This window comes from Methylophilus sp. VKM B-3414, assembly GCF_032248435.1.
Taxonomy (GTDB): domain Bacteria; phylum Pseudomonadota; class Gammaproteobacteria; order Burkholderiales; family Methylophilaceae; genus Methylophilus; species Methylophilus glucosoxydans.
This window is the reverse complement of sequence record NZ_JAVTLI010000003.1, coordinates 599218-623986: the sequence shown is the minus strand read 5'-3', so window position 1 is coordinate 623986 and position 24769 is coordinate 599218. Positions and strand designations below refer to the sequence as shown.

The 24769-nt window shown below is 53.5% G+C and carries 22 protein-coding genes; 11 read left to right on the top strand and 11 right to left on the bottom strand.

The genetic code is table 11. The annotated features are described in order from the left end of the window. Window positions 1–159 precede the first annotated feature (159 nt). Window positions 160–900 carry a competence/damage-inducible protein A gene (locus Q9292_RS05285; RefSeq protein ID WP_313985554.1) on the top strand — a complete coding sequence of 247 codons (741 nt, stop codon included), beginning with the start codon at window positions 160–162 and terminating at the stop codon, window positions 898–900. 5 nt (window positions 901–905) lie between these two features. Next, window positions 906–1178, top strand: coding sequence for a YkgJ family cysteine cluster protein (locus Q9292_RS05280; protein WP_313985551.1), 273 nt, complete (start codon window positions 906–908; stop codon window positions 1176–1178). Between the two features lie 13 nt (window positions 1179–1191). On the opposite strand, the gene lgt is transcribed toward Q9292_RS05280, so the two are convergent. From lgt to Q9292_RS05255, 5 genes are all read right to left on the bottom strand, one after another. Further along, the gene (gene lgt, locus Q9292_RS05275; protein ID WP_313985548.1) at window positions 1192–1983 is read right to left on the bottom strand and encodes a prolipoprotein diacylglyceryl transferase; all 792 of its coding nucleotides are present in this window, start codon (window positions 1981–1983) and stop codon (window positions 1192–1194) included. Between the two features lie 99 nt (window positions 1984–2082). Then, window positions 2083–3348 (bottom strand): MFS transporter, encoded by a 1266-nt coding sequence (locus Q9292_RS05270; RefSeq protein WP_313985545.1) that lies wholly within the window; start codon window positions 3346–3348, stop codon window positions 2083–2085. A 111-nt stretch (window positions 3349–3459) separates the two neighbouring features. Further along, window positions 3460–4920, bottom strand: a complete 1461-nt coding sequence (locus Q9292_RS05265; protein WP_275356342.1) for an efflux transporter outer membrane subunit — start codon at window positions 4918–4920, stop codon at window positions 3460–3462. Further along, on the bottom strand, window positions 4917–8054 hold the full coding sequence (locus tag Q9292_RS05260) for a multidrug efflux RND transporter permease subunit (protein WP_313985541.1): 3138 nt from the start codon (window positions 8052–8054) through the stop codon (window positions 4917–4919). Before Q9292_RS05260 ends, Q9292_RS05265 begins: the two co-directional genes overlap by 4 nt. An 82-nt stretch (window positions 8055–8136) precedes the next feature. Beyond that, window positions 8137–9315 (bottom strand): efflux RND transporter periplasmic adaptor subunit, encoded by a 1179-nt coding sequence (locus Q9292_RS05255; protein ID WP_275356344.1) that lies wholly within the window; start codon window positions 9313–9315, stop codon window positions 8137–8139. A gap of 198 nt (window positions 9316–9513) precedes the next feature. Between Q9292_RS05255 and Q9292_RS05250 the strand changes: the two genes are divergently transcribed. The 8 genes from Q9292_RS05250 to Q9292_RS05215 all read left to right on the top strand — a co-directional run bounded on the left by Q9292_RS05250 (window position 9514) and on the right by Q9292_RS05215 (window position 18265). Continuing rightward, window positions 9514–10140 carry a TetR family transcriptional regulator gene (locus tag Q9292_RS05250; protein ID WP_194748696.1) on the top strand — a complete coding sequence of 209 codons (627 nt, stop codon included), beginning with the start codon at window positions 9514–9516 and terminating at the stop codon, window positions 10138–10140. A 79-nt stretch (window positions 10141–10219) separates the two neighbouring features. Then, window positions 10220–11263, top strand: a complete 1044-nt coding sequence (dusB, locus tag Q9292_RS05245) for a tRNA dihydrouridine synthase DusB (RefSeq protein ID WP_275356345.1) — start codon at window positions 10220–10222, stop codon at window positions 11261–11263. After that, entirely contained in the window at window positions 11263–11499 is a 237-nt protein-coding gene (locus tag Q9292_RS05240; protein WP_194748698.1) for a helix-turn-helix domain-containing protein, read from the top strand. The genes dusB and Q9292_RS05240 overlap by 1 nt, the downstream gene beginning before the upstream one ends. A 92-nt stretch (window positions 11500–11591) precedes the next feature. Beyond that, a complete protein-coding gene (gene purH, locus Q9292_RS05235) occupies window positions 11592–13196 on the top strand; it encodes a bifunctional phosphoribosylaminoimidazolecarboxamide formyltransferase/IMP cyclohydrolase (RefSeq protein ID WP_313985532.1) in 1605 nt (534 codons plus the stop codon). Window positions 13197–13306: 110 nt separating this feature from the next. Continuing rightward, window positions 13307–14575 carry a phosphoribosylamine--glycine ligase gene (purD, locus tag Q9292_RS05230; RefSeq protein ID WP_194748700.1) on the top strand — a complete coding sequence of 423 codons (1269 nt, stop codon included), beginning with the start codon at window positions 13307–13309 and terminating at the stop codon, window positions 14573–14575. 6 nt (window positions 14576–14581) lie between these two features. After that, window positions 14582–15496, top strand: a complete 915-nt coding sequence (hemF, locus tag Q9292_RS05225) for an oxygen-dependent coproporphyrinogen oxidase (RefSeq protein ID WP_194748701.1) — start codon at window positions 14582–14584, stop codon at window positions 15494–15496. Window position 15497: 1 nt separating this feature from the next. Next, window positions 15498–16802 carry a M18 family aminopeptidase gene (locus Q9292_RS05220; RefSeq protein ID WP_313985528.1) on the top strand — a complete coding sequence of 435 codons (1305 nt, stop codon included), beginning with the start codon at window positions 15498–15500 and terminating at the stop codon, window positions 16800–16802. Between the two features lie 68 nt (window positions 16803–16870). Continuing rightward, window positions 16871–18265 carry an amino acid permease gene (locus Q9292_RS05215; RefSeq protein ID WP_275356348.1) on the top strand — a complete coding sequence of 465 codons (1395 nt, stop codon included), beginning with the start codon at window positions 16871–16873 and terminating at the stop codon, window positions 18263–18265. A 75-nt stretch (window positions 18266–18340) separates the two neighbouring features. Here the strand turns inward: Q9292_RS05215 and Q9292_RS05210 are convergent, their stop codons facing one another. From Q9292_RS05210 to Q9292_RS05185, 6 genes are all read right to left on the bottom strand, one after another. Further along, window positions 18341–18664, bottom strand: a complete 324-nt coding sequence (locus Q9292_RS05210; protein WP_194748704.1) for a c-type cytochrome — start codon at window positions 18662–18664, stop codon at window positions 18341–18343. Window positions 18665–18868: 204 nt separating this feature from the next. Continuing rightward, window positions 18869–19804, bottom strand: a complete 936-nt coding sequence (locus Q9292_RS05205) for a D-hexose-6-phosphate mutarotase (protein WP_194748705.1) — start codon at window positions 19802–19804, stop codon at window positions 18869–18871. Next, window positions 19804–21660 (bottom strand): dihydroxy-acid dehydratase, encoded by a 1857-nt coding sequence (gene ilvD, locus Q9292_RS05200; RefSeq protein WP_313985518.1) that lies wholly within the window; start codon window positions 21658–21660, stop codon window positions 19804–19806. The genes Q9292_RS05205 and ilvD overlap by 1 nt, the downstream gene beginning before the upstream one ends. A 103-nt stretch (window positions 21661–21763) precedes the next feature. Next, window positions 21764–22048 carry a TIGR03643 family protein gene (locus Q9292_RS05195; protein ID WP_313985514.1) on the bottom strand — a complete coding sequence of 95 codons (285 nt, stop codon included), beginning with the start codon at window positions 22046–22048 and terminating at the stop codon, window positions 21764–21766. Then, window positions 22021–22209, bottom strand: a complete 189-nt coding sequence (locus tag Q9292_RS05190; RefSeq protein ID WP_275356349.1) for a YbdD/YjiX family protein — start codon at window positions 22207–22209, stop codon at window positions 22021–22023. Before Q9292_RS05190 ends, Q9292_RS05195 begins: the two co-directional genes overlap by 28 nt. 12 nt (window positions 22210–22221) lie before the next feature. Further along, window positions 22222–24276 carry a carbon starvation CstA family protein gene (locus tag Q9292_RS05185; RefSeq protein WP_313985511.1) on the bottom strand — a complete coding sequence of 685 codons (2055 nt, stop codon included), beginning with the start codon at window positions 24274–24276 and terminating at the stop codon, window positions 22222–22224. A 286-nt stretch (window positions 24277–24562) separates the two neighbouring features. Between Q9292_RS05185 and Q9292_RS05180 the strand changes: the two genes are divergently transcribed. After that, window positions 24563–24763: an ANTAR domain-containing protein gene (locus Q9292_RS05180; RefSeq protein WP_228518840.1), complete on the top strand. Its 201-nt coding sequence runs from the start codon at window positions 24563–24565 to the stop codon at window positions 24761–24763. Window positions 24764–24769: the final 6 nt, after the last annotated feature.

Sequence of the window (24769 nt, the reverse complement as noted above, 5' to 3'; positions counted from 1 at the left end):
CACGCAATGGGTCAAAACCACATCAAAGCACTTGTACACTTACGCACTCACCAGACTGCAAAAGTGCTGCAACAATGGCTATGCTGTGAATTTTCAGCAATTGCTTGGTATTATGCTGCTGTTAAAACGCTCACTCAAAAGTAATTTACTCAATATAACATGCGCCAATTTGGGATTTATATCATCGGTGACGAGATCCTGTCCGGCAAGCGCCAGGATGCCCATCTCAGCAAGGTCATTGCGCTTCTGTCTGCCCGCGGCTTGCAACTGAGCTGGGCGCATTTTATCGGCGATATCCCCGAGCAAATCACGCAGTTACTCAAGGCCAGTATGGCGCGCGGCGAGATTGTGTTTAGCTTTGGTGGCATCGGCGCCACCCCGGATGACTACACCCGCCAATGTGCAGCCGCGGCTGCCGGGGTACCGATTGAGCGACATGCAGGCGCCGTTGCCAATATTGAAGCGCAATATGGGGAAGCGGCTTACCCTAAACGCGTACTCATGGCTGATTTTCCGCAAGGTTGTGAGCTGATCCCCAACCCGATTAACCGCGTGGCCGGATTCAGCATTCACGAGCATTACTTTGTGCCCGGCTTTCCAGAAATGGCACACCCGATGGTGGAATGGGTGCTGGAGACGTATTACAGTCACCTGTTTCATGGCCAGGACTATCTGGAGCAAGCCATTGTCGTCACTGAGGCTGGCGAAAGCGACTTGATTGACTTGATGAACAGCATGCTCAACCGTTATCCCATGCTCAAGTTGTTCAGCTTGCCACGCACCAACCAGCGCCGCACCACTGAAGTCGGCCTCAAGGGCGAAAGTGCGCATGTGCTTGCAGCCATGCTGGAGCTGAAGGCTGGCGTGTCTGCATTAGGCTACCCCTGGGTGGATGTTTAACCCGAATGGAATGCCGCCAACACTGCGGAGCCTGCTGCATTGCCCCGTCTATCAATAGTCCGATCCCCGGCATGCCACATGGCAAGCCCGCGGGTGTGCCATGCATACAACTAGATGAGGCCTATCGCTGCAAATTGTTTGGGCAGCCACAACGCCCAGCGTTTTGTGGCGGATTAAGCCCTAGCCTGGAGATGTGTGGCGAAGAACAGCAAGGAAGCGAATATGCCATCCAGTGGCTGAGTGCCCTCGAACGTGCCACTCAGCCAGGCAACGCCTAATGGAAATCTGGCTTTAGGACTGACGATACGCCCTGCGCATGAGCCAGAGCCCTGCCAGAATCATAGGCACACAGAGCCATTGTCCCATGCTGAGCCCCAGCGATAGCAGGCCCAAGAAGCTATCTGGCTCGCGCGTAAACTCAACCAGAAAACGGAAGCTGCCGTAACAGAGCAAGAACATGGCGGACACTGCACCGATGGGTCGTTTTTTGCCCGCAAAACACCAGAGAATCACAAACAGCGCGATCCCCTCTAGTGCAAACTCGTACAACTGCGAAGGATGCCGTGCCACCTGATCCACGGCTGGGAACACCATGCCCCAATCCGCATGGGTAGGCCGCCCCCATAACTCGCCATTGATAAAATTACCCAGTCTGCCTGCCCCCAGGCCAATCGGCACGAGCGGCGCCACAAAGTCCATCAATTGCAACCAAATCACGCCGCGCTTGCGGGCAAACAAGGCCATGGCCACCATGACGCCAATAAAGCCGCCATGAAACGACATGCCCCCTTGCCACAGGGCAAAGATTTCCAGCGGATGTTGCAGGAAATAACTGGGCTGGTAAAACACCACATAGCCTAACCGCCCACCCAGCACGACACCGAGCGCGATGTAAAACAGCATGTCGTCCGGGTCACGCGCCTGCCAGGGCGAGTTAGGGTCCAGTTTACGCAACCGGTTGACCTGATACTGCCCCAACCACAGGCCACCAAAAAAACCGATCAGGTACATCAAACCGTACCAGTGGATACCGAAACTGCCGATTTGTAATGCGATGGGGTTAAAGCCCGGATGGGTAAACATGCCGTATCACCGTGAAAAAAACTGCATTATAACTGCTGACCCGACCAGCGCAGGCAAACAGAGACTAAAAGCCACTCAATCACTGAATGCACCCAGCATTCAATCCGGGTTGGATGCGCTTGGCGACATGCGCCAGACGGCCAGCAAACTGATCAAGGCCATGCTGGAAAGATAGGCCCCTACCCAGGTCAAGCCGCCCTGATTGACCAGAGATTGAGCAATGGCCGGTGCGAAGGAGGCACCCAGAATACCACCGAGCTGATAGCTGAGCCCTGCCCCACTATAACGCACAGCAACCGGGAACTGCTGTGGCAGAAAAGCGCCCATGGGGGCAAAAGTGACGCCCATTAAAAACAGCGCGGCAAACAGAAAAACTAGGATCAGCCAGCTATCTGCACTGCCTAGTAACGGCGCCAGGGCAAATCCCAGCAATACGGCCAGACCTTGCCCGAGCATCAGCACGGGTCGCTGGCCAACCTTGTCTGAACACCAGGCAGCCAGCGGCGTCGCCATGGCCATGCCAAGCACAGCGATGCACAACAGCCCTAGAAAAACCGGGCGCGCAATGTGCAAGGTTTGCGTGCCATAACTCAGGCAAAACACCGTCGCCGTATAAAACAGGTGATAACACACCCCCATGGCCAGCGCACCGAGCACAATGGCACGTCCATGCCTGACCAACAATGCCTTAAGCGGCCAGCGATGCAACTCTTTTGAAGACTGTGCCTGCGCGAATGCGGGCGTTTCAGCCAGCTTGAAGCGGACATATAGCCCGACCATGACCAGCGCCGCACTGACGATAAACGGCACGCGCCAGCCCCACTGCTCAAATTGTGTCTCCGTTAGCCCCAGAGTTAAGGCCAAAAAGGTCAAGGTTGCGAGTAAAAAGCCGATCGAAGGCCCCAGTTGCGGAAACATGCCAAACCAGCTGCGACGATGTACGGGCGCATATTCGGTTGCCAGCAAGGCAGCCCCTGCCCACTCGCCGCCCAAGCCGATGCCTTGACCAAACCGTAACAGACAAAGCAGCGCCGGCGCCCACAGCCCCCATTGATCGTAGCCTGGCAAGACGCCAATCAGAAACGTCGAGCAGCCCATGACCAGCAATGACGCGGCCAGGGTGGATTTGCGTCCGATACGGTCACCAAAATGACCAAACAGCAAAGCGCCCAGTGGCCGTGCAATAAACGCCAGACCAAAGGTTAGCAAGGCATTTAACGATTGCACCGCTGGCGCGCTGGCGGGGAAAAAGACCTTACCAATGACCAGCGCTGCCGCCATGGCATAAATATAAAAATCGTAAAATTCGATGGCTGTACCAATAAAACTGGCAAAGGCAATGTGCTTGAGTGAGGGGCTAGACATCGCAGCATCTTAGCTGGCAGACCGTAAATCTCCAAGCCTCGCCAGCATGCGGCCGGCCAAATAAAAACGCCGGGAGATAATTACTCCCGGCGCGCTGAATAAAGCCATGACTTACTTGGAAGCCTCGGCTTTTTTCTTTAGTGGCTCTGGATCCCAACCCGCGCCCAGGGCTTTAAACAGTGACACGGTGGCTGTCAGCGTGTTTTGTCGGCTCTGAACCAAGGCTTGTGTCGCCTCATTATGGTTACGTTGCGCATCCAGCACTTCAAGATAGCTGGAGTAACCCGCCTGATACCGATTTTGCGAAATACGCAAAATGTTGGCAGTGGTTTTTTGCTTGGACTCTGCAACCGCTTCTTGTTCACGGTATTGGCGCGCATTCACCAGCGCATCATTCACTTCGCTAAACGCAGTCCGCAAGGCAGCCTGGTAGTTAATCACGGCCTGCTTCTGCAAGGCAGAGGCCTGATCGACCCTGGCGTTCAAGCGTCCACCATTGAATATTGGCAAGCTTGCTGCAAAGCCCAGTGTCCAGATTTTGGCTGGCGCCGTAAACAGGTCACTCAGGATTTTACTCTCGCCACCATAAGCCCCGGTCAGTGACAAGGTCGGATACAGGGCTGCTTTTGCCAATTTCACATTCGCATGTGCAGCGATCAAATCCTGCTCAGTCTGGCGGATATCCGGACGTGATTCCAGCAAGGTGGATGGCAAGCCTGCGGGAGGCATCGGCGGTATCGGCATGGACATTAAACCGCCGACCGGGATTTTGACGCTTAAGTCTGCAGTCAACACTCCGAGCTGATGCTCGCTGATTGAACGTTGGCGCTGCAACTCCAGCGATTGCGCGCGTAAATTGGTCACCACCAGCTCAGCCTGATTAACATCCAGCGCGGTATTGACGCCTGCATCCAGCTGCCGCTGTGTCATGGCCAGGCTTTCTTGCGCCGTTTTGATGTTTTCGGCGTTGACTGCCAACTGTCCATCCAGACTACGGATTATCAGGTATTGATTGGTCACGAGCCCTACCAATGACCAGCGTACTGCCTCACGGGCATACTCGGTCGACAGCAGATTGGCCCGTGCCGCGACATTGGCCGTTCTCAACTTGCCCCACACATCCAGCTCAATACTGCCGTTTAACGCCAGTTTATTGTCATTACGCGGGTTGACCCCGAAAACCGGGTTAGGCCCTGCCCCGGTAATTCTGGTACGGGTATTGTTGTTGTCCAGCGTGATGGTCGGCAGCACATTGCCAGAGGTTTCACGCGCCACGGCATCGTATTGTTCAATGCGTGCCACGGCGAGCTGCACATCACTGTTGTTGACCAGCGCAGTATCAATCAGCCGGGTTAACACTGGATCATTAAACAAGGACCACCATTGCTGCATTTGTGCCGCAGGCACCGCCGTCGACGTCGCCGCTTGGGGCTCGACATACCCCTGTGGCAGCGGACTGTCAGGGCGGCTGTATAGCGGGCCCAGTAACTGGCAACCTGCCAACGACAAGGCTGCCAGCGCGATGATGAGCGGGCGTTGTGCCCACACCAGTTGTTTTACTGTCGGTTTCATACCGCTTCCTCTTCTTCAACATGACCATGGTGACGCACTTTTTTCTCACTGGTCAGCCAGGTAAAGAACAATGGGATAAAGATGGTGGCAATAAAGGTTGCCAGCAACATGCCGCCGAAGACGCCCGTCCCCATGGATTGACGCGCTGCAGCACCTGCACCGGTCGCAAATACCAGTGGAATAATCCCCAGCACAAACGCCATGGACGTCATCACAATCGGTCTGAAGCGCAAGCGGGCGGCTTCAAGCGCAGCTTCAGCCAACGGCATGCCCTCTTCCATTTTTTGCGAGGCAAATTCCACAATCAGGATGGCGTTTTTAGCCGCCAGACCAATCAGTGTAATCAGGCCAATCTGGAAGTAGATGTCGTTGTTCATGCCACGCGTCAACACTGCCAGCAAGGCACCTGTCATGGCAAACGGGATCGCCATGATCACTGCCAGCGGCAAGGACCAGGTTTCAAACTGTGCCGCCAGGATCAGGAACACCATGATGGTGGCGAAGCCAAAGGCCACCAGCGCAGCAGAACCGGTCCGTTTTTCCTGGTAAGCCTGACCGGTCCAGGCAATCTGGTAACCATCCGGCAAGTTTTCCTTGGCGATTTTTTCCACCAGTTTGATCGCATCGCCAGAGCTCACGCCGGGCGCACCGCTACCGAACACTTTGGCAGACAGCAGGCCATTGTAGCGTTCCAGCTGTTCGGCACCGACGATGTTGCTGACTTTTGCCAATGCAGACATCGGCACCATATTGCCATTCGGATTATCATCCGTCGGCTGGCTACGTACATACACTTTGCCCAGGTCTTCAGGCTTCATGCGGTAACCCGCCTCGGCTTGCAACTGCACGCGGTAAGTCCGGCCATTACGGTTAAAGTCGTTAACATAGAGCGAACCCATGGTGCTCTGCAAGGTCGCGTAAATATCCGCAATTTTCACATTCTGTGACAAGGCTTTGGCTTCATCTACCTCGATGTACAACTGCGGTACGGTCGGCCGGAAGAAACTATTAATCTGTGTCAGTTGCGGATTGGCACGCATTGCATCCATAAAGTTGTTCATGACTTGCGCCAGCTTGATGGGATCCGTATCCCCATGACTCTGCACATAGACCTCAAAACCACCCGCAGAACCCAAGCCACGAATCGCTGGCGGGTTCACGGCAAAGCCCATGCCATCCGGCTGACTCATGCCTATGCCGATCAACTTTCCAACCATCTGGTCGGCATTGGTCGTACGCTTTTCCCAATCCGTCATACGGACAAACATGGTCGCCGCATTGGTTTTGTTGGCGCCGGTGAGCAATTCAAACCCATTCACCGCAAACTCATGCGCAGTGGCAGGATCTTTCGCGACCGCTGACCGGATGTTTTCCATGGTCTGGGAAGTCCGCTTCAAGGTGGCACCATCTGGCATCACCACAATGCTAATGACATAGCCCTGATCTTCTGGCGGCACAAATCCACCGGGCACGGTACGGAACAGGAAGATCATCACCACCAGCATGGCCCCAAACACGACGGCACCAATCAATTTGTGACGAAGAGTCAAGCGGACGGTGCCCGTGTACAAGTTTGTCAACCGGCCAAAGCCCTGGTTAAACTTTCTGAAAAAAGCATTTTCGTGATGACCGCCACTCTTCAGAATCATGGCACATAAAGCAGGGGTCAGCGTTAACGCCACCACGCCTGAAATGACCACAGCAATGGCCACAGTGACCGCGAACTGACGATAGAGCTGCCCGGCAATGCCGCCCTGGAATGCCACAGGAACAAACACTGCGCACAGGACCAGTACAATCGCCACCACCGCCGCTTGCACTTGTGCGATAGACTTAATCGCCGCATGCAGCGGGTTCAAGCCTTCCTCTTTCATCAAACGCTCGGTGTTCTCAAGCACCACGATCGCATCATCCACCACAATGCCGATGGCCAGAATCATGGCAAACAGAGTCAGCAGGTTGATCGAAAAGCCGAACACATACAAGCCGGCAAACGTACCAACAATCGAAATCGGCACTGCAATCATCGGAATGAGGGTTGCGCGCCAGCTTTGCAGGAACAGGAACACCACGATCACGACCAGTACCAGTGCCTCACCAAAGGTATGGAACACTTCTTTGATGGTGGCTTTCACAAAGTCACTGGTGTCATAAGGAATGTTGTATTCCATGCCTTGCGGGAATTTGGCTTTTAACTCTTCCACCTTGGCCTTGATCGCATTGGCGGTATCCAGTGCATTGGCACCGGTCTGTAAAAAGACCGGCATTGCCACACCGGCCTGGCCATCGAGTGCAGAAGTCACGTTATAGCTTTGTGCGCCCAACTCGATGCGTGCCACATCTTTCAGGTGCAAGACACCGTTGGGGCCTTGCGCACGCAAAATAATGTTGCCGAACTCTTCAGGGTCAATCAACCGTCCTTTAGCTGTCACGGTAAATGACAATTGCTGATCAGGCAAAGCGGGCTCGGCACCGATCTTGCCTGCGGCATACTGCGCGTTTTGTGCGCTGATGGCCGCAGAAACATCGCTGGTAGACACCCCCAGTTGCGCCATGCGGTCAGGACGCAACCAGACACGCATGGAGTAATCTTGCCCACCAAAAATGGTGACATCGCCCACGCCCTTGATGCGCTTGAATTCATCCAGCAAATTCAAGGTGGCGTAGTTACTCAGGAACAAACGATTATGGTCTTTGTTTTTCGAGGTGAGCATCACGACCAGCAGGATGTCATTCGAACGTTTTTGAACCACAACCCCGGTCCGGCGTACATCTTCGGGCAAACGCGGCAACGCAATGTTCACGCGGTTACTAACGTTAAAGGTCGCCTGATTGACATCGGTACCGACATCAAATGTGGCGGTAATGGTTAAGGTCCCACTGCTGTCAGAACTGGAGTTAAAGTAAAGCAGGTTTTCCACACCACTTAGCTGCTCCTCAATCGGGGCAGCCACGGTTTTTGACAGTGTTTCTGCGCTGGCACCAGGATAGCTGGCCGTAATCAGCACCGTAGGGGGTGCAATTTGCGGATATTGGGCAATCGGCAACTGGAATGCCGCTGCGAGACCTGCCAACACGATGATGATAGACAGCACGCTGGCAAAAATCGGGCGTGTGATAAAAAATCGGGTCATATCGTTTTCCCTGAGACGGGCCTGGTACATGCCCAGGCCCTTGGTAACATAATGGGCTTATTCAACAAAGACGGTGAATGCGTTAAGACTTGGCTGGTGCCGGTGCCGCTTGGGCTGGCGCAGCGTCTGGTGCATGTGGAGCCACCGGTGCACCAGGTCTCACCTTGATCAGGTTGTCGACAATGACCTGATCGCCGGCTTTCAAGCCATCCAGTACCGTCCAGCGGTTGTCAAACCAGCCACCCGCGACAATCGGCCTGACCGCGGCCACCGTTTTGCCTTCTTTATCTTTTTCGGCCACAAAGACAAACTTGCCTTGCTGACCAGTCAATACGGCCGTTTGCGGAATCAGGAAGACGCCATCACGCTTGCCAGTGGTCAGGCGCACTCGCACAAACTGACCTGGCAACAAGGCACTGTCCGCATTCTGGAACTCGGCCCGCAGTTGCTGCGTCCCCAATGCCGGGTCAATCTGACTGGCAGAGAAGTTAATCTTGCCTGAATAACGATATTCAGTATTGTCTGCCAGGATCAATCGTACATCCTGCACGCGGCCTGGGCGCAAATGCCCGCCCAACGCTGTGAGCTCGGACTCGGACAGGCTGAAGCGGACCCAAATCGGCGACAATTGTACGATGGTGCTCAACAGGGTAGTGTTGGCACTGACCAACGCCCCTTCTGACAACACAAAGCGACCGGCAATCCCACTCTCTGGCGCTTTAACATGCGTATAAGACAGATTCAGCTCTGCTTCACGCAGTTGCGCCTGATATTGCAACAAAGTCGCTGCGGCAACAGAGTTATCAGAGGCCGCATTATCATATTCACGCTGACTGATAGAGTGGCTCTCCAGCAAACCCTTAAGACGTTGCGCCTCACGTGCCGTTTGCTCAATGCGGGCTTTTTGCTGTGCAATCAGCGCCTTGGACTGATCTACCTGCAACTGGTACGGAACAGGATCAATCAAGAACATATCCTGCCCGGCCTTGACCGCATCCCCTTCTTGATAGAGGCGTTTAAGCACAATACCACCGACGCGGGGACGCACTTCAATTTGCTTGGCGCCCTCGGTTTGCGCAACCACCTCAGTCTGCACCGGGATGGTTTCAGCGGCGACGGTTTGTACGGTGACTGGCATCGCAGGCATGCCGCCTGCGGCTGGATTTTGCTGCTGTGAAGATTTTCCGCAAGCACTCAATCCCAGGCTTAAAGCAAGCACGAGCAAGGCATGACGAGGCTGGATAGTCTGTGAAATCAACATGTTATCCTCTGTTTAGTTTTAAAATAGACTTGATTACATACATCATTGGATGTATATTATATACAAACACGAATGTATGTAAATGGATTTTGCAAAAAATTTGCCCATCTCGAGCCGTCACAAGTTGCCAGTGACCGCTGATAAAATACGCCATTCAAATGAAACATTCATGAATTTATGAAAGAGCGATAAATACTTATGGTACGTAAAACCAAAGAAGATGCCGCCATCACGCGCCAACACATTATTGATGCTGCGCGACAGATGTTTCTGCAAAAAGGGGTTAGCCGCACCAGCCTGGAACAGATTGCCTCCCATGCCAATGTTACGCGCGGCGCCGTCTATTGGCATTTCCAGAATAAGGCAGATTTGTTTCATGCCATGCGCGAAGAAGTGTATTTGCCACTGATAGACCGCATGGATGACACCCTACTCGGGAACGCGGAAGAGTCCAATATTGACCCGCTGGGCCGCATTCGCAAACACCTCGAAAACACCGTACAGATTCTTAATGACGACACCACCACGCGCGCAACTTATGAAGTCATGATGACCAAGTGTGAATACGTGGATGAGTTTGCCGATGTACTGAAATCTATTTTAGGTAACTGTAGCGGACTCGTGCACAAAATGGAACAGGCCTACGCCAAAGCACAGGAAATCGGCCAGGTCGGCACCCAGCTTAGTCCGCAAGAACTCGCCTGGGACACCCACCTGTTTTTCTCAGGCCTAATGCACATGTGGGTCAAAGACACCGAAGGAACGTTATTCCGCGACCGCGCCATGCAACTAATCAACACACACATTAATCTGCGTAAAAAATAAGCAAAAATGCTACTTTAAACATTCCCTCGTCTGCGATTTGCAGTTAAAATAGTCAGTCTTTTCACTGACTTATCCAAGCATGCAAATCGGACCGCATCAACTTAAGAACAACCTGGTGGTTGCCCCTATGGCGGGCGTGACTGACCGTCCTTTCCGCATGTTGTGCAAAAAAATGGGGGCAGGGCTGGCCGTCTCCGAAATGGTCACCTCCAATTCCTTATTGTATGGCAGTGAAAAAACCAAGCGCCGCGCCAACCATGAAGGCGAAGTCAGCCCGATCTCGGTACAAATTGCCGGCGCAGAACCGGCCATGATGGCCGAGGCCGCCAAACATAACGTCGACAATGGTGCACAAATCATCGACATCAACATGGGTTGCCCGGCCAAAAAAATCTGTAATGTGATGGCAGGGTCTGCCCTGCTGCGAGACGAGCCGCTGGTGTCCCAAATTCTCAAGGCTGTGGTGAATGCGGTGGATGTGCCAGTCACCCTGAAAATCCGTACCGGCTGGGATAGACAAAATAAAAACGCCATCCAGATTGCCAGAATGGCAGAAGACATCGGCATTCAGGCGCTGACGATTCATGGCCGCACGCGCAATGACCTTTACCATGGCGACGCCGAATATGACACGATTGCCGCCGTCAAGCAGCAAATCAAGATTCCGCTGATTGCCAATGGCGATATCACCACGCCAGAAAAAGCCAAATTTGTGCTTGATTACACCCAGGCCGACGCCGTCATGATCGGCCGTGCAGCCCAAGGCCGCCCCTGGATCTTCCGCGAAACCGAGCACTTTCTGAAGACTGGCGAGCACATGCTGCCGCCGACCGTAGATGAAATTCACCAGGTGATGCTGGAGCACTTGCATGACTTGTATGCTTTTTATGGTGACCTCACTGGCATGCGCGTCGCACGCAAGCATATTTCCTGGTATACCAAGGGCTTATCTGGCTCTGCTGCCTTCCGTCACAATATGAATACCTTGCAAACCATAGAATTACAATTACAAGCCATCAATGACTTCTTTACCGAGCTCCGTGCGAAAAACGACCGTCTGGTCTACGCCGAGGAGACTGAACTGGATCAAGAGCACCCAGGCACCCAGGAGCTCGCAGCCTAATGCAAACTGATAGTAAATTAAGTCTCGCCGTACGCGAGTCTCTGGACGACTATTTCATGCATCTGGATGGGCAACCGCCGCATGCGATTTACGAAATGGTGCTTGGCTGCGTGGAAAAGCCCATGCTGGAATACGTATTGAACAAAGTGGGCGGCAACCAGAGCAAAGCCGCCGACATGCTGGGCATTAACCGCAATACCCTAAGAAAAAAAATGGCCGCCTACGGCCTAGAATAAGCATGACCCCGGTCTGATGACATCTCAACATCAGACCTTTTTCATTTTTTAGCCTTTTCATTTTTTATTTAGCGACTCCATTCAAACTCATTATGACGATTAAACGCGCGCTTATCAGTGTTTCCGATAAAACCGGTGTGCTGGAACTGGCACAATCCCTACACCAACTGGGTGTAGAAATCCTTTCCACGGGGGGCACTGCAAAACTGTTCCGTGACAACCACATTCCCGTCAAAGAAGTGAGCGACTTTACCGGTTTTCCAGAAATGCTGGATGGCCGGGTCAAAACGCTGCACCCCAAGGTGCACGGTGGCCTGCTGGGACGCCGCGACCTGCCTGAACATGTGGCGGCCATGCAGCAATATGGCATTGAGAATATCGACTTGCTCGCCGTCAATCTCTATCCGTTTGAAGCGACGGTGGCCAAGCCCAACTGCACGCTTGAAGATGCGATTGAAAACATTGATATCGGCGGTCCGGCCATGGTACGTTCCGCAGCCAAAAACTGGAACGATGTCGCCGTACTGACAGACGCTGCCCAGTACGCTGAAGTGGTCAACGAGTTGAAAGCTAATCAGGGCGCCGTGTCCAAAGCGACACGTTTCAAATTGTCTGTGGCCGCATTTAACCGCATTGCCCAATACGATGCCGCCATCAGCAACTACTTGTCCGCCATTGACTTCACCGAAACCGAAGCGGCAGGCAAGCCAGTCCTGAGCCAGTTCCCAGGCCAGATGAACAGCAATTTTGTCAAAGTACAAGACCTGCGTTATGGTGAAAACAGCCATCAGCAAGCCGCCTTCTACCGTGACCTCTACCCTGCCCCAGGCAGCCTGGCCACCGCGCAACAATTGCAGGGCAAAGAATTGAGTTACAACAACATCGCCGATGCAGATGCGGCTTGGGAAGCTGTGAAATCTTTCACCGGCCCGGCCTGCGTGATTGTCAAACACGCCAACCCTTGCGGTGTAGCCCTGGGCGTGAACGCACTGGAAGCCTACAGCAAAGCCTTCAAAACCGATCCGACCTCAGCTTTTGGTGGCATCATTGCCTTCAACTGCACGCTTGATGGCGCAGCTGCCGAAGCCGTTTCCAAACAATTTGTCGAAGTGCTGATTGCCCCCGATTTTACGCCAGAAGCCCTAGCCATTTTTACCGCCAAAGCCAATGTCCGCGTGTTGAAAATTGCCTTGCCCCAAGGTGGCAATACGGCTTGGGAACAAGGCCGCAATGCCGTCGACTCCAAACGTGTGGGTTCAGGCATTTTGCTGCAATCTGCCGACAACCATGAGATGCACATGGCAGACCTGAAAGTGGTCACCAAACTGCAACCAACGCCACAACAAATGCAAGACCTGCTGTTTGCCTGGAACGTGGCTAAATACGTCAAGTCCAATGCCATCGTATTCTGTGGCAATGGCATGACCTTAGGCGTGGGTGCAGGCCAGATGAGCCGTGTCGACAGTACCAAAATCGCCGCCATCAAGGCGCAAAATGCCTGCTTGAGCCTGCAAGGCTCAGTGGTCGCTTCTGACGCATTTTTCCCGTTCCGGGACGGCGTAGACGTACTGGCCGATGCAGGTGCGAGTTGCGTGATCCATCCCGGTGGTAGCATGCGCGATGAGGAAGTGATTGCGGCGGCTGATGAACGTGGCCTGGCCATGGTCGTGACCGGCATTCGCCACTTTAGACATTAATTCTTTTTGCCACAGAGAACACAAAGAACGTCTTCAAAGCATTCCGCCTTTGAGTGCTACTCTGTGTCTTCTGAGTTCTCTGTGGCTCAAACTTAATCAGGTAATAAAAGATGAAAATTTTAGTGATTGGTTCTGGCGGTCGTGAGCACGCACTGGCCTGGAAAGCCGCACAAAACAAAGCAGTGAGCCGCGTTTATGTTGCTCCCGGTAATGCAGGCACCGCGACAAATCCTGACATGATCAATGTGCCGATAACCAAAATCGATGAGTTGGTGAAATTTGCCGAAGATGAGCAAATTGCGCTGACTATTGTCGGCCCGGAAGCCCCGTTATCGCAAGGCGTGGTCGATGCATTCCGCGCCGCTGACCTGAAGATTTTTGGCCCGACTAAAGCAGCGGCACAATTGGAAAGCTCCAAGGATTTTGCCAAAGCATTTATGGTCCGCCACAACATCCCTACCGCCAAATACCAGACCTTCAGCGAGGTCGCACCAGCGCATGCCTACATTGATGCCAATGGCGCACCCATCGTCATTAAGGCGGACGGCCTGGCAGCGGGCAAAGGCGTGGTGGTTGCCATGACATTGGAAGAGGCCCACGCCGCAGTCGATGCGATGCTGGCTGACAATAAGCTCGGCGATGCCGGTGCACGCGTAGTCATTGAAGAGTTTTTGACTGGCGAAGAAGCCAGCTTTATGGTCATGGTCGATGGCAAAAACATCTTGCCGCTCGCCACCAGCCAGGACCACAAACGCCTGCTTGATGCCGACCAAGGCCCCAACACCGGCGGCATGGGCGCTTACTCGCCTGCGCCAGTGGTGACGCCAGAGATCCACGCCAAAGCCATGCGCGAGATTATTGTGCCTACCGTTGAAGGCATGGCCAAAGATGGCATTCCCTACACTGGCTTTCTGTATGCCGGGTTGATGATTACACCGGCAGGCGATGTGAAAACACTGGAGTTCAATTGCCGCATGGGTGACCCCGAAACGCAGCCCATCATGATGCGCCTGAAATCAGACCTGGTCGAACTGGCTGAACACGCAGTCAATGGCACGCTGGACCAGGCACAAGCAGAATGGGACAGACGTTTTGCCTTGGGTGTGGTGATGGCAAGCGCCAATTACCCGGATACCCCCAGATTGGGCGATGAAATTCATGGCTTGCCGAAAGACGTACAGGATGGTCATGTGTTCCACGCTGGCACCACCCTCAAGGACGGCAAGGTAGTCACCAGTGGCGGTCGCGTCTTGTGTGTGACGGCCTTGGGCGAAACGGTCAAGTTTGCGCAACAGCAAGCTTATAAAGTACTGGAACAAATCCAGTTCGACGGTGCTCAGTACCGTAAAGATATCGGTTACCGCGCCATCAAAAACTAAGCTGTCATGACAAACCAGATCCAACCCCAGGCCGTCTTTGATTACCTGCAAGGCTTGCAGGCCCGTATTGTCGAAGCCATTGAACTCGTCGATGGCAAAACCTTTTTGCAGGATAGCTGGCAGCGCCCTGAAGGTGGGGGCGGGAACTCTTGCCTGCTCGAAGGCGGCAACGTGTTTGAGCGGGCTGGGGTTGGCTTTTCACATGTGCTCGGCAACAAGCTGCCGCCTGCGGCCAGCGTCGCACATCCCGAAGCAGCGGGCCGCCCCTGGGAGGCCATGGGCGTCTCCCTGGTGTTTCACCCGCACAACCCCTATGTGCCGACCGTACACATGAATGTGCGTTTTTTTGTCGCGCGGGCGCAACAGGCGGGTGAAGAGGATATCTGGTGGTTTGGCGGCGGCATGGATCTGACGCCTTACTATGGCTTTGAAGACGATTGCATCCACTTTCACCGCGTTAATAAAGAAGCGCTGGCTGCCTTTGGCGCCGATTATTACCCCAAATTCAAAAAAGACTGTGATGCTTACTTTTTCCTCAAGCATCGCAAGGAGCCGCGCGGAATCGGCGGTGTCTTTTTTGATGACTTTAGTGAATTGGGCTTTGAAAAAAGCTTTGCCTTGCAACGTGCGGTGGGTGATGCCTTTATCAATGCCTATTTGCCCATTGTGCAACGGCGTAAAGAGACGCCTTATGGCGAACGCGAACGCGATTTCCAGGCTTATCGCAGAGGCCGTTATGTTGAGTTCAACCTGATTTTTGATCGCGGCACGATCTTTGGGTTACAGTCCAATGGACGTACAGAGTCCATCTTGCTCTCTATGCCGCCCATCGTTAAATGGCGCTATGACTGGAAACCTGAAGCCCGTAGCGCAGAGGCCAAACTGTATACTGACTTTTTGATTGAAAAGGACTGGGTTTAATATGCGAGTTTCAGTAGAAGCCAGACAACACGCGCAAGCCCTGCTGGATTTTATTGATCAAAGCCCCAGCCCTTGGCACGCGGTAGACACGGTCGCAAGCCGACTCAAGGCGCATGGCTTTAAAAACCTGCGTGAAAACGAACCTTGGCAATTCAAGGCAGGGGGTAAATATTTCGTAGTGCGTGATGGCGGCTCCATCATTGCCTTTGTACTTGGTCAACAAGCCCTTCCCGACAGCGGCCTGCGCATTGTCGGCGCGCATACCGACTCACCCGGCCTGCGCCTGAAACCGCATGCAGCTTACAGCACAGAAGGTCTGGCGCAACTAGGGGTAGAAGTCTATGGCGGCCCCATTCTGGCCACTTTTACCGACCGCGACTTGAGTCTGGCCGGTCGTGTGGTGCTCCGCACCCCTGAGGGCCTGCAAACGCGTCTGGTCAAATTGGAGCAGCCGATGGCGCGTCTGCCCAATCTGGCCATACACATGAACCGCGAAGTGAATGAAAAAGGCCTGGTACTCAACAAGCAAACCGGTCTGCCCCTGATTTTTGGTCACGCAGCCAACAGCACCGAAGCCAAACAATTGCTGATTGATACACTCGCCGGCAAACTGGCCGTGCCCGCAGACGTCATTGCTGGCTGGGATCTCACTTTTTATGACACCCAGCGCGGCAGTTTCTGGGGCATGGAACAAGAATTTATTGCCAACAGCCAACTGGACAACCTGGCCTCGTGCCATGCCGCGTTGGAAGCCCTGTTAGGCACCGAAACGCCGCAGGCGACCTCTATTTGTGCACTGTTTGACCACGAAGAGGTGGGCTCTGAAAGCGCCACGGGGGCGGGTGGCAGTTTTTTGCTGGATGTGATTGAGCGAATTTGTCATAGCACTCATCTCACGCCAGAAGACAAGCTGCGCAGCTTTGCCAACAGTTTTTTTATCAGTGCCGATATGGCGCATGCCTTTCACCCCAATCATGCCGGCAGCTATGAACCGTGTCACCATGTGCAAGTCAACCAGGGCCCGGTCATTAAAACCAATGCCAACCAGCGCTACAGCACCAATGCCGTCACGGCTGCGCGCTTTATCCACTTGTGTGAACAAGCGGAGGTCCCCTATCAACAATATGCGCACCGCACCGATTTAGGCTGCGGCAGCACCATAGGGCCCATCATGGCAGCGCAATTAGGCATCGCCACCGTCGATGTCGGTAACCCGATGTGGGCCATGCACAGCCTGCGCGAAAGTGCGGGTGTGCTCGATCATGGCTACATGATTGCCACACTCAGCCGGCATTACGCGAGCTAATCCATCAGCAGCATTGACGCTGGTACAACGATTGCTTTACCCTAGGCAGACATGGGGAGAAACAATCAATGCTAGAACAATTATTGCGCAAAAAACCTATCCAACCACATGCGCATACCGGCCTGAAAAAATGTTTAACCGCCTTTGACCTGGCCTTGCTAGGCATCGGTGGCGCCATCGGTACCGGCATTTTTGTCCTGACCGGTATCGCGGCCGCGACCCAATCTGGCCCTGCCGTCGTCCTTTCATTTATTATTGCGGCCATCGCTGCAGGATTTGCGGCGTTATCTTATGCCGAACTCTCGTCTTCAGTTGGCGGCTCTGGCAGCGCCTATGGTTACAGCTATGTCGCGTTTGGCGAGTTTGCTGCATGGATGATGGGATGGATGCTATTACTGGAGTATGGCGTTGGCGCTGCAGCGGTTGCCAATGGCTGGGCAGGTTACTTTGTAAACACCTTGAGCAACCTCGGGCTACACTTGCCAGCGCACCTGACCAAGGCACCGGTGTTAGGCGGCACCATCAACCTGCCAGCCTTTGCCATTATCTGGGTACTGACCCTGCTACTCATGGTCGGCGTCAAGGAAAGTGCGCGAGCCAATAACCTGATGGTGATTATCAAACTGTCCACGATTGCGATTTTTCTCGCCTTGTCCGTGGGTCATATTCACACCGAAAACTGGCTGCCATTTATGCCGTTTGGCTGGTTTGAAACGCTGGACAATGGCAAAAATATTGGCGTACTGGCTGGCGCCTCGCTGGTCTTTTTTGCCTATTTTGGCTTTGATGCTGTGTCAACCGCGGCCGAAGAATGCAAACTGCCACAACGCGACTTACCGATTGGGCTGATCGCTTCACTATCATTTTGTACCATTATTTATATCATCGTCTCTGGCACGCTGACCGGTGTGATTCCTTATCACGAGCTGAATACCTCGTCACCCGTGGCTTATGCATTGACCAAACTGGGTTATACCTGGTCATCCACACTGGTGGCGACTGGCGTGCTGGCTGGCTTGATTACTGTGCTGCTGGTGCTGCTCTACGGCCTGACACGTATTTTATTTGCCATGAGCCGCGACGGCCTGATTTCCCCGGTATTTTCAGCAGTGAATCCTGACCGCCAAACACCCAGTAAAATTATCTTGCTTTGCGGAACGGTGGTTTCCATCGTGGCCGGTTTTATCCCGCTCGGCGAATTGGCAGAAACGGTCAATATCGGGACGCTAGCCAGTTTCATTATGGTCTGCATTGGCGTGATCCGCTTGCGTCAGACCCATCCAGACTTACCGCGGCCGTTCAAAAATCCTTTTAATCCGCTGATCCCACTCGGAGGTGTCATCACCTGCGGTGCGCTGATGTCGTTTTTACCCGCCTCAACCTGGCATCGCTTTGGCTTGTGGGCGGTGGTGGGCGTGGTGTTCTATTTTGTTTACTCACTCAGACACAGCCGCTTGCGCTAATCATTTAGGCCGCGCGAGCAGCAATAAAAAAGCCGACGATTGAGTCGGCTTTTTTGATTCACAGCAACGCTGGAATTACAGAGACAATACCCATTCAACAATGGTTTTGATGTCTTCGTCTTTCACTTGTGGGCTGTTTGCTGGCATTGGAATATTGCCCCAAACACCGCTACCACCCGCTTTAACTTTAGCGATCAATTTAGCTTCAGCACCTTTGTCGCCTTTGTATTTAGCAGCAACATCTTTGTAAGCTGGGCCCAATACTTTAGCATCCACACTGTGGCAAGCCAAACAGCCGCTTTTTTGTGCCAATGCTTTAGCAGCGGCAGCGTCAACAGCGTGAGCAGAACCTGCCATCAACATGGTCGCTGCTGCGATTGCGGATAATAAAACTTTCATGCGATCTCCTTGAATATCCTCTAAATAAATAGAACCCCGAAATGCAATTTTCGTGCATGTGGCATCTTACCTGACCAGCCAAAATCTACAATAGTAAAACCGCTAAAATACGAGGCCGTATTGATAATTTGAACCAGTTTGGCGTTTTGCCAACACCCTAAAAACGCACGTGAAACAAGATGGTTGACACGTGTCACAACAAGGTTACAGGGTCTCGATCGAATACTCGGCGCTCAGGACATGTTTGCGGCCTGGATTAATCACCACCATATTATCCAGCGCGTTGGTTGTTTCCACACAAATGGTCTTGCGCCACTCTTCGCCCACGCCCATATCGCCCATGGTCGCAGCCTTATCGGCACCAGGATTCCAGACGACCGTAGTATCACTGCCGGATTTGGACACATGGATGATGCGGTTATAGCCGCTGTCATGGATAGAACAATCAGAGCTGTGATCGACATAAACGCGGTCATATTCGTGGCCGTCAAAGCTCAATGGGTTGTGCTCGACGTTGCGCTCGTATTTGAGTAGCTTATCCAGATAAACCAAATCTTGCATGCCGGTGATTTTAATATTGGATAAATCACTCACATTAAAATAGGTGTGAAAGGCTTCACTAATCACAAATGGATGCTCAGCCAGATTGGTGGTCGCCAGATCAATCCGCAAGCGGCGGCCAATGGTAATGGTCAGCGTCAGCTCATAAGGATAGGACAACTGACGTTGTGCTTCTGGCGTTTGCTGCATTTCGAGAATGATGCGGGTGGCACCGGTCGGCGTTGCGTCAATATCCATGACTCGCCAGGGAATCACGCGCGCAAAGCCATGCGGACACAAAGTGCTGTCGGTAGGATGTGCGCCAAACCACGGCCAGCAAATGGGGACGCCACCGCGGATAGAACGCCCTTTGACATACCGCGCATTGCTAGACAACCATAAAACCGGGTGTGAAAGGAACTTGGGTTGCCAGTGCATGACATGTGCGCCCTGCAAGGCAATCTTGCCGGTCGCCAGCGGATTATCAATTTCGAGATATTGCAGACCGTTTTCGTCTTGCCATTGATTGACATGCGCATGCAACTTCATGCGCTTGGTCATTTCCATGCTTTTGGCGAGGATGCTACATTCGTCGTTCATTATCTTCCCCTTTCGATCTGGGTCACATCACGCACGGCGCCTTTGGCGGCACTGGTGCTCATGGCGGCGTAAGCACGCAAGGCAGGTGAGACCAGGCGCTCACGGCTCAGCGGTTTCCATGCCTGGGCACCTTTGGCCTCCATGTTTGCACGGCGGTGCGCCATTTCTTCATCAGTCACCGCCAGGTGTATGGTGCGATTCGGAATATCAATTTCTATGGTATCGCCTTCCTGCACCAGGCCGATCGCACCGCCTTCAGCAGCTTCTGGCGAGGCATGCCCAATACTCAGGCCGGATGTACCGCCTGAGAAACGGCCATCAGTCAGCAAGGCACAGGCTTTACCCAACCCTTTGGACTTGAGGTAGGAGGTCGGATAAAGCATTTCTTGCATGCCCGGCCCGCCACGCGGCCCTTCATAGCGAATCACCACGACATCCCCGGCCACAATCTTGTCGTTAAGAATGGCGTCCACGGCAGAGTCCTGGCTTTCAAATACACGGGCGCGCCCGGTGAATTTAAGAATACTGTCATCCACGCCTGCTGTTTTCACGATACAGCCATCTTGCGCAATATTGCCATACAGCACGGCCAGCCCCCCATCCAGCGAGTAGGCATGGGCCTTGTCGCGGATACAGCCGTTTTCGCGGTCATTATCCAGCTCTGGCCATAGCATGCTCTGGCTAAACGCGATGGTGGTTGAAATGCCACCAGGCGCAGCACGATAAAACTTTTTCACGTCCTCATCCTGCGTGGTCATAATGTCCCATTTGGCCAGTGCTTCGCCCATGGTTGCACTATGAACGGTTGGCACGCCCGTATGGATGACACCGGCACGATTCAGTTCGGCCAGGATGCCCATCACGCCACCGGCACGATGCACATCTTCCATGTGATATTTGCTGGTTGCAGGTGCCACTTTGGAAACGCACGGTACCTGACGTGAGATGCGGTCGATGTCTTTCATGGTGAAATCGACACCGGCTTCATGCGCAGCCGCCAGCAAATGCAAGACGGTATTGGTAGAGCCGCCCATGGCCACATCCAGACTCATGGCATTCTCAAACGCTTGCATGGTCGCGATATTGCGTGGCAACACACTGTAATCATCCTGCTCGTAGTGGCGTTTTGCCAGCTCAACAATCAGTCGACCCGCTTGCAAGAACAACTGCTTGCGCGCAGCATGGGTGGCGAGTGTAGAACCATTGCCTGGCAAACTTAAGCCCAGGGCTTCAGTCAGACAGTTCATCGAGTTGGCGGTAAACATGCCCGAACAGGAACCGCAGGTTGGGCACGCAGAACGTTCTACCTCTGCCACCTCTTCATCACTGACATGACTATCTGCGGCTTCGACCATGGCATCGACCAAATCGAGCTTGCGTATCTGGCCTTGCCAGTTCACTTTACCGGCTTCCATCGGCCCACCAGAGACAAATACGACAGGGATATTCAAGCGTAATGCCGCCATCAACATGCCCGGCGTGATCTTGTCACAGTTGGAGATACACACCAGCGCATCCGCACAGTGCGCATTCACCATATACTCAACACTGTCAGCAATCAAATCACGGCTAGGCAGGCTGTAGAGCATGCCTCCATGCCCCATGGCGATACCGTCATCGACAGCAATCGTGTTAAATTCCTTGGCTACGCCACCCGCTTTTTCAATTTCACGGGCAACCAGTTGGCCTAGATCTTTTAAATGCACGTGGCCAGGAACAAACTGCGTAAACGAGTTAGCCACCGCGATAATCGGCTTGGAAAAATCTTCATCTTTCATACCAGTGGCACGCCACAAGGCGCGGGCACCAGCCATGTTACGACCTTGAGTAGTCGTGTGAGAACGGTATTTAGGCATGGGAAACACTAGGATTGACGTTAAAATCCTATTTTAACTGAATCCGTAGCCGCATGTGCGGCTGAAACAGCTTTGTTACATTCGCGGCGCGCGATAAAAAATGCTAAGGACGGTATTGCTTGTGTTGATAGGACGAGCAATGCCGGCTCACCGCCTGGCTGCGTAGCGCCTGGTGCTTGGTATGCTGGCCACGCGTACGTTTACGCCAGGCAATAAATGCAGCCGAACTTAATTGCTGCCGCATGAGGATAATCACGTCTGCCTGCCTGAGCCCAAACTGGCTGGCAATCGCCTCAAACGGCGTACGATCCTCCCACGCCATCTCAATAATGCGCGAAATATCCCCTGGATCCATTTCAGTCAGCAACACCGTTTGACGCCTGTCCATTTTTGATCTTGCCATTGTTTGAAAAATGCCGCCCGCCCTAGCGGAGGCGGCGCATCAGGCAAATGCGCATGATGCTCGGCATAATGAGCCAGATAGCGTTCATAGGCATCATCGCCAGAAAGCTGTCTGACGCGCTGCCATATTTGCTTGAGCAATCGCATGATGTTCCTCCTCTAGCCCAGTTTAGTCGCCACGTACGCCGCTTCATGACTTGCACTCACGGGCAAACCGGCCAGGCTACGTCTACTCATCCTGACCATATCCACAACCACCACCCACAGCATGGTCACAAAAAACAAGGTGAGCCAGGCATCTAACTGCTGGTTAAAAATCAGTTGCGGCGCAACAGCCGCCTTTTCTGGCGGCAATACCCCTGTAGACAGCTTCTGCGCCAAATCATTCGCGGCCGCAAAAAAACCGACCCGGATATCCTGACTAAAAATCTTCTCGTAAGCCGCACTGGTGGTCACCACCAGCAACCAGACCAAGGACAACGCAGTGATCCAGGCCTTATTCGCGCGGCCAGACTTGATCAAGATCCCGGTGGCAACCGACAGGGCAATCGCGGCCAACATCTGGTTGGCAATCCCAAACAGCGGCCATAAAATATTGACCCCGCCATTCGGGTCAATCACCCCGATATAGAGGAAATAACCCCAGCCAGCGACGATCAACGCGCTGGTTAACACCACTGACGGCGTATAGGAGGTTTCCCCTAACTTGGGATGCAAGTTACCCAACATATCTTGCAGCATAAAGCGACCCACGCGCGTGCCTGCATCGAGTGTGGTGAGAATGAAGATCGCCTCAAACATAATGGCGAAGTGATACCACAAGGCCAGCAAATGCTCTCCGAATACCGTGCCCAGAATACTGGCCATACCCACCGCTAGGCTAGGTGCGCCCCCGGTGCGGGCAAACAAGGTCGTTTCCCCCATCGCACTTGCCAGATGCTGCATCTGTTCCACGGTGACCGGATAGCCCCAACTGCTGATGGTATTCACAGCATCCAGCGCCTCTTTACCGACCACGCCTGCCGGGCTGTTAATCGCAAAATAGACGCCAGGCTCTAACACGGTTGCCGCGATCATGGCCATGATGGCAACAAAACTCTCTAGCAACATGGCGCCATAACCGATCATGCGGATATCGCCCTCACTGGAAATCAGCTTGGGCGTGGTACCGCTGGCAATCAAGGCATGAAAGCCAGAAATCGCGCCGCAGGCAATCGTAATAAACACAAACGGAAACAACTTGCCGCCAAAAATCGGCCCCGTGCCATCAATAAACGGCGTGATCGCGGGCATGTGTATCTCGGGCCGTAGCCATAAAATCGCCACAGCCAGCATCATGACCGTGCCCAGCTTCATATAAGTCGATAAATAATCGCGGGGGGCCAGCAACAACCACACCGGCAACACAGCCGCGGCAAAGCCATAGGCAATCACGCTAAACGCCAATGGCAAGCCTTCATGGTCAAACAGCGCCGCCAGGGTCGGATGATGATCAACCCAGCCACCCAACACCACTGAACCAAGCAGCAAAGCGACGCCCAACAACGACGCCTCAAGCACACGACCCGGACGCAGATAACGCATATAGACACCGACGACCATGGCAATAGGAATGGTCGCGGCAACCGTCGACGTGCCCCAGGGGCTGTGTTTCATGGCGTTGACCACGACCAGACCCAGCACTGCGATCAAAATAATCATGATGACCAACGTTGCAATCATGGCGGCGGTTCCACCAATAGCGCCGATTTCATCTCGCGCCATTTGCCCCAGACTGCGGCCATCGCGGCGGGTAGATAAAAACAGCGTGACCATATCCTGCACTGCGCCGCCCAGCACAGCCCCGATCAGTATCCATAAGGTGCCTGGCAAAAATCCGAATTGTGCCGCCAGGGTAGGCCCAACCAAAGGACCTGGCCCGGCAATGGCCGCAAAGTGATGACCGAAGACCACCCAGCGATGCGTGGGCACATAATCGCGGCCATTATTCAACCGCTCTGCCGGTGTGGCCCGGGTGGCATCAATACTCAGCACTTTGGCCGCAATCCAGGCCGCATAAAAACGATAGGCAATCAGGTAAACACACACTGCCGCCGTGATCAGCCACAGTGCATTCAATGTTTCTCCACGCCACCAGGCAATTTGTGCAAAAGCGGTAGCCCCCAAGAGTGCCAGCAATCCCCAAAACACCTGCCCCAACAACCCTTTTAACATGCCATTTCTTCCTTTTTTTAATCTCTGCACTGTAACAAAAAGCGCTCATCTGCGCAAAACTCTACACAGGCCCACTCCTCCTAGCGAACTGGTGCAACTGCACTGTGGTGGTGCAGACTAGTTAGAACAGCGCCGCCATCAAAAAAGAAAGGTCCCGCCTGTTTCCTGATTAGAATCATATTGTTATCAAAGCTTATCCAGCTGGCATACAGTTTGCTAAAACTCTAGCAGTAATAATCTGATTAAACGATCAATGAGACCACCCAATTCTGTTATGGCTTCTGGCATGCCTCCCGTTCCACGCGACATTCTGAGTCTTGAAGACCAGAAGTTGGTGGATAGCGCGCGTGACATTCTCATGCATCAGCGCGATCTCAGCGAAGACCAGGCTTATTCACTCCTGGCTGAAATGGCTTTTAAGCGTAAAACCGGCATCGCCGATATTTCGCTACAGTTAGTTAACATCACCAAACGACTCACCACCTAAAGCCAC

Bases quoted from the DNA above. Each gene is read 5' to 3' on its own strand.
- Q9292_RS05270 (WP_313985545.1), bottom strand. From the start codon at position 3,348: ATGTCTAGCCCCTCACTCAAGCACATTGCCTTTGCCAGTTTTATTGGT.
- Q9292_RS05255 (WP_275356344.1), bottom strand. From the start codon at position 9,315: ATGTTGATTTCACAGACTATCCAGCCTCGTCATGCCTTGCTCGTGCTT.
- dusB (WP_275356345.1), top strand. From the start codon at position 10,220: ATGCAAATCGGACCGCATCAACTTAAGAACAACCTGGTGGTTGCCCCT.
- lgt (WP_313985548.1), bottom strand. From the start codon at position 1,983: ATGTTTACCCATCCGGGCTTTAACCCCATCGCATTACAAATCGGCAGT.
- Q9292_RS05280 (WP_313985551.1), top strand. From the start codon at position 906: ATGGAATGCCGCCAACACTGCGGAGCCTGCTGCATTGCCCCGTCTATC.
- ilvD (WP_313985518.1), bottom strand. From the start codon at position 21,660: ATGCCTAAATACCGTTCTCACACGACTACTCAAGGTCGTAACATGGCT.
- Q9292_RS05190 (WP_275356349.1), bottom strand. From the start codon at position 22,209: ATGCGATTGCTCAAGCAAATATGGCAGCGCGTCAGACAGCTTTCTGGC.
- Q9292_RS05210 (WP_194748704.1), bottom strand. From the start codon at position 18,664: ATGAAAGTTTTATTATCCGCAATCGCAGCAGCGACCATGTTGATGGCA.
- Q9292_RS05185 (WP_313985511.1), bottom strand. From the start codon at position 24,276: ATGTTAAAAGGGTTGTTGGGGCAGGTGTTTTGGGGATTGCTGGCACTC.
- Q9292_RS05250 (WP_194748696.1), top strand. From the start codon at position 9,514: ATGGTACGTAAAACCAAAGAAGATGCCGCCATCACGCGCCAACACATT.
- purD (WP_194748700.1), top strand. From the start codon at position 13,307: ATGAAAATTTTAGTGATTGGTTCTGGCGGTCGTGAGCACGCACTGGCC.
- Q9292_RS05285 (WP_313985554.1), top strand. From the start codon at position 160: ATGCGCCAATTTGGGATTTATATCATCGGTGACGAGATCCTGTCCGGC.
- Q9292_RS05215 (WP_275356348.1), top strand. From the start codon at position 16,871: ATGCTAGAACAATTATTGCGCAAAAAACCTATCCAACCACATGCGCAT.
- hemF (WP_194748701.1), top strand. From the start codon at position 14,582: ATGACAAACCAGATCCAACCCCAGGCCGTCTTTGATTACCTGCAAGGC.
- Q9292_RS05195 (WP_313985514.1), bottom strand. From the start codon at position 22,048: ATGGACAGGCGTCAAACGGTGTTGCTGACTGAAATGGATCCAGGGGAT.
- Q9292_RS05265 (WP_275356342.1), bottom strand. From the start codon at position 4,920: ATGAAACCGACAGTAAAACAACTGGTGTGGGCACAACGCCCGCTCATC.
- Q9292_RS05240 (WP_194748698.1), top strand. From the start codon at position 11,263: ATGCAAACTGATAGTAAATTAAGTCTCGCCGTACGCGAGTCTCTGGAC.
- Q9292_RS05205 (WP_194748705.1), bottom strand. From the start codon at position 19,804: ATGAACGACGAATGTAGCATCCTCGCCAAAAGCATGGAAATGACCAAG.
- Q9292_RS05180 (WP_228518840.1), top strand. From the start codon at position 24,563: ATGCCTCCCGTTCCACGCGACATTCTGAGTCTTGAAGACCAGAAGTTG.
- Q9292_RS05220 (WP_313985528.1), top strand. From the start codon at position 15,498: ATGCGAGTTTCAGTAGAAGCCAGACAACACGCGCAAGCCCTGCTGGAT.
- Q9292_RS05260 (WP_313985541.1), bottom strand. From the start codon at position 8,054: ATGACCCGATTTTTTATCACACGCCCGATTTTTGCCAGCGTGCTGTCT.
- purH (WP_313985532.1), top strand. From the start codon at position 11,592: ATGACGATTAAACGCGCGCTTATCAGTGTTTCCGATAAAACCGGTGTG.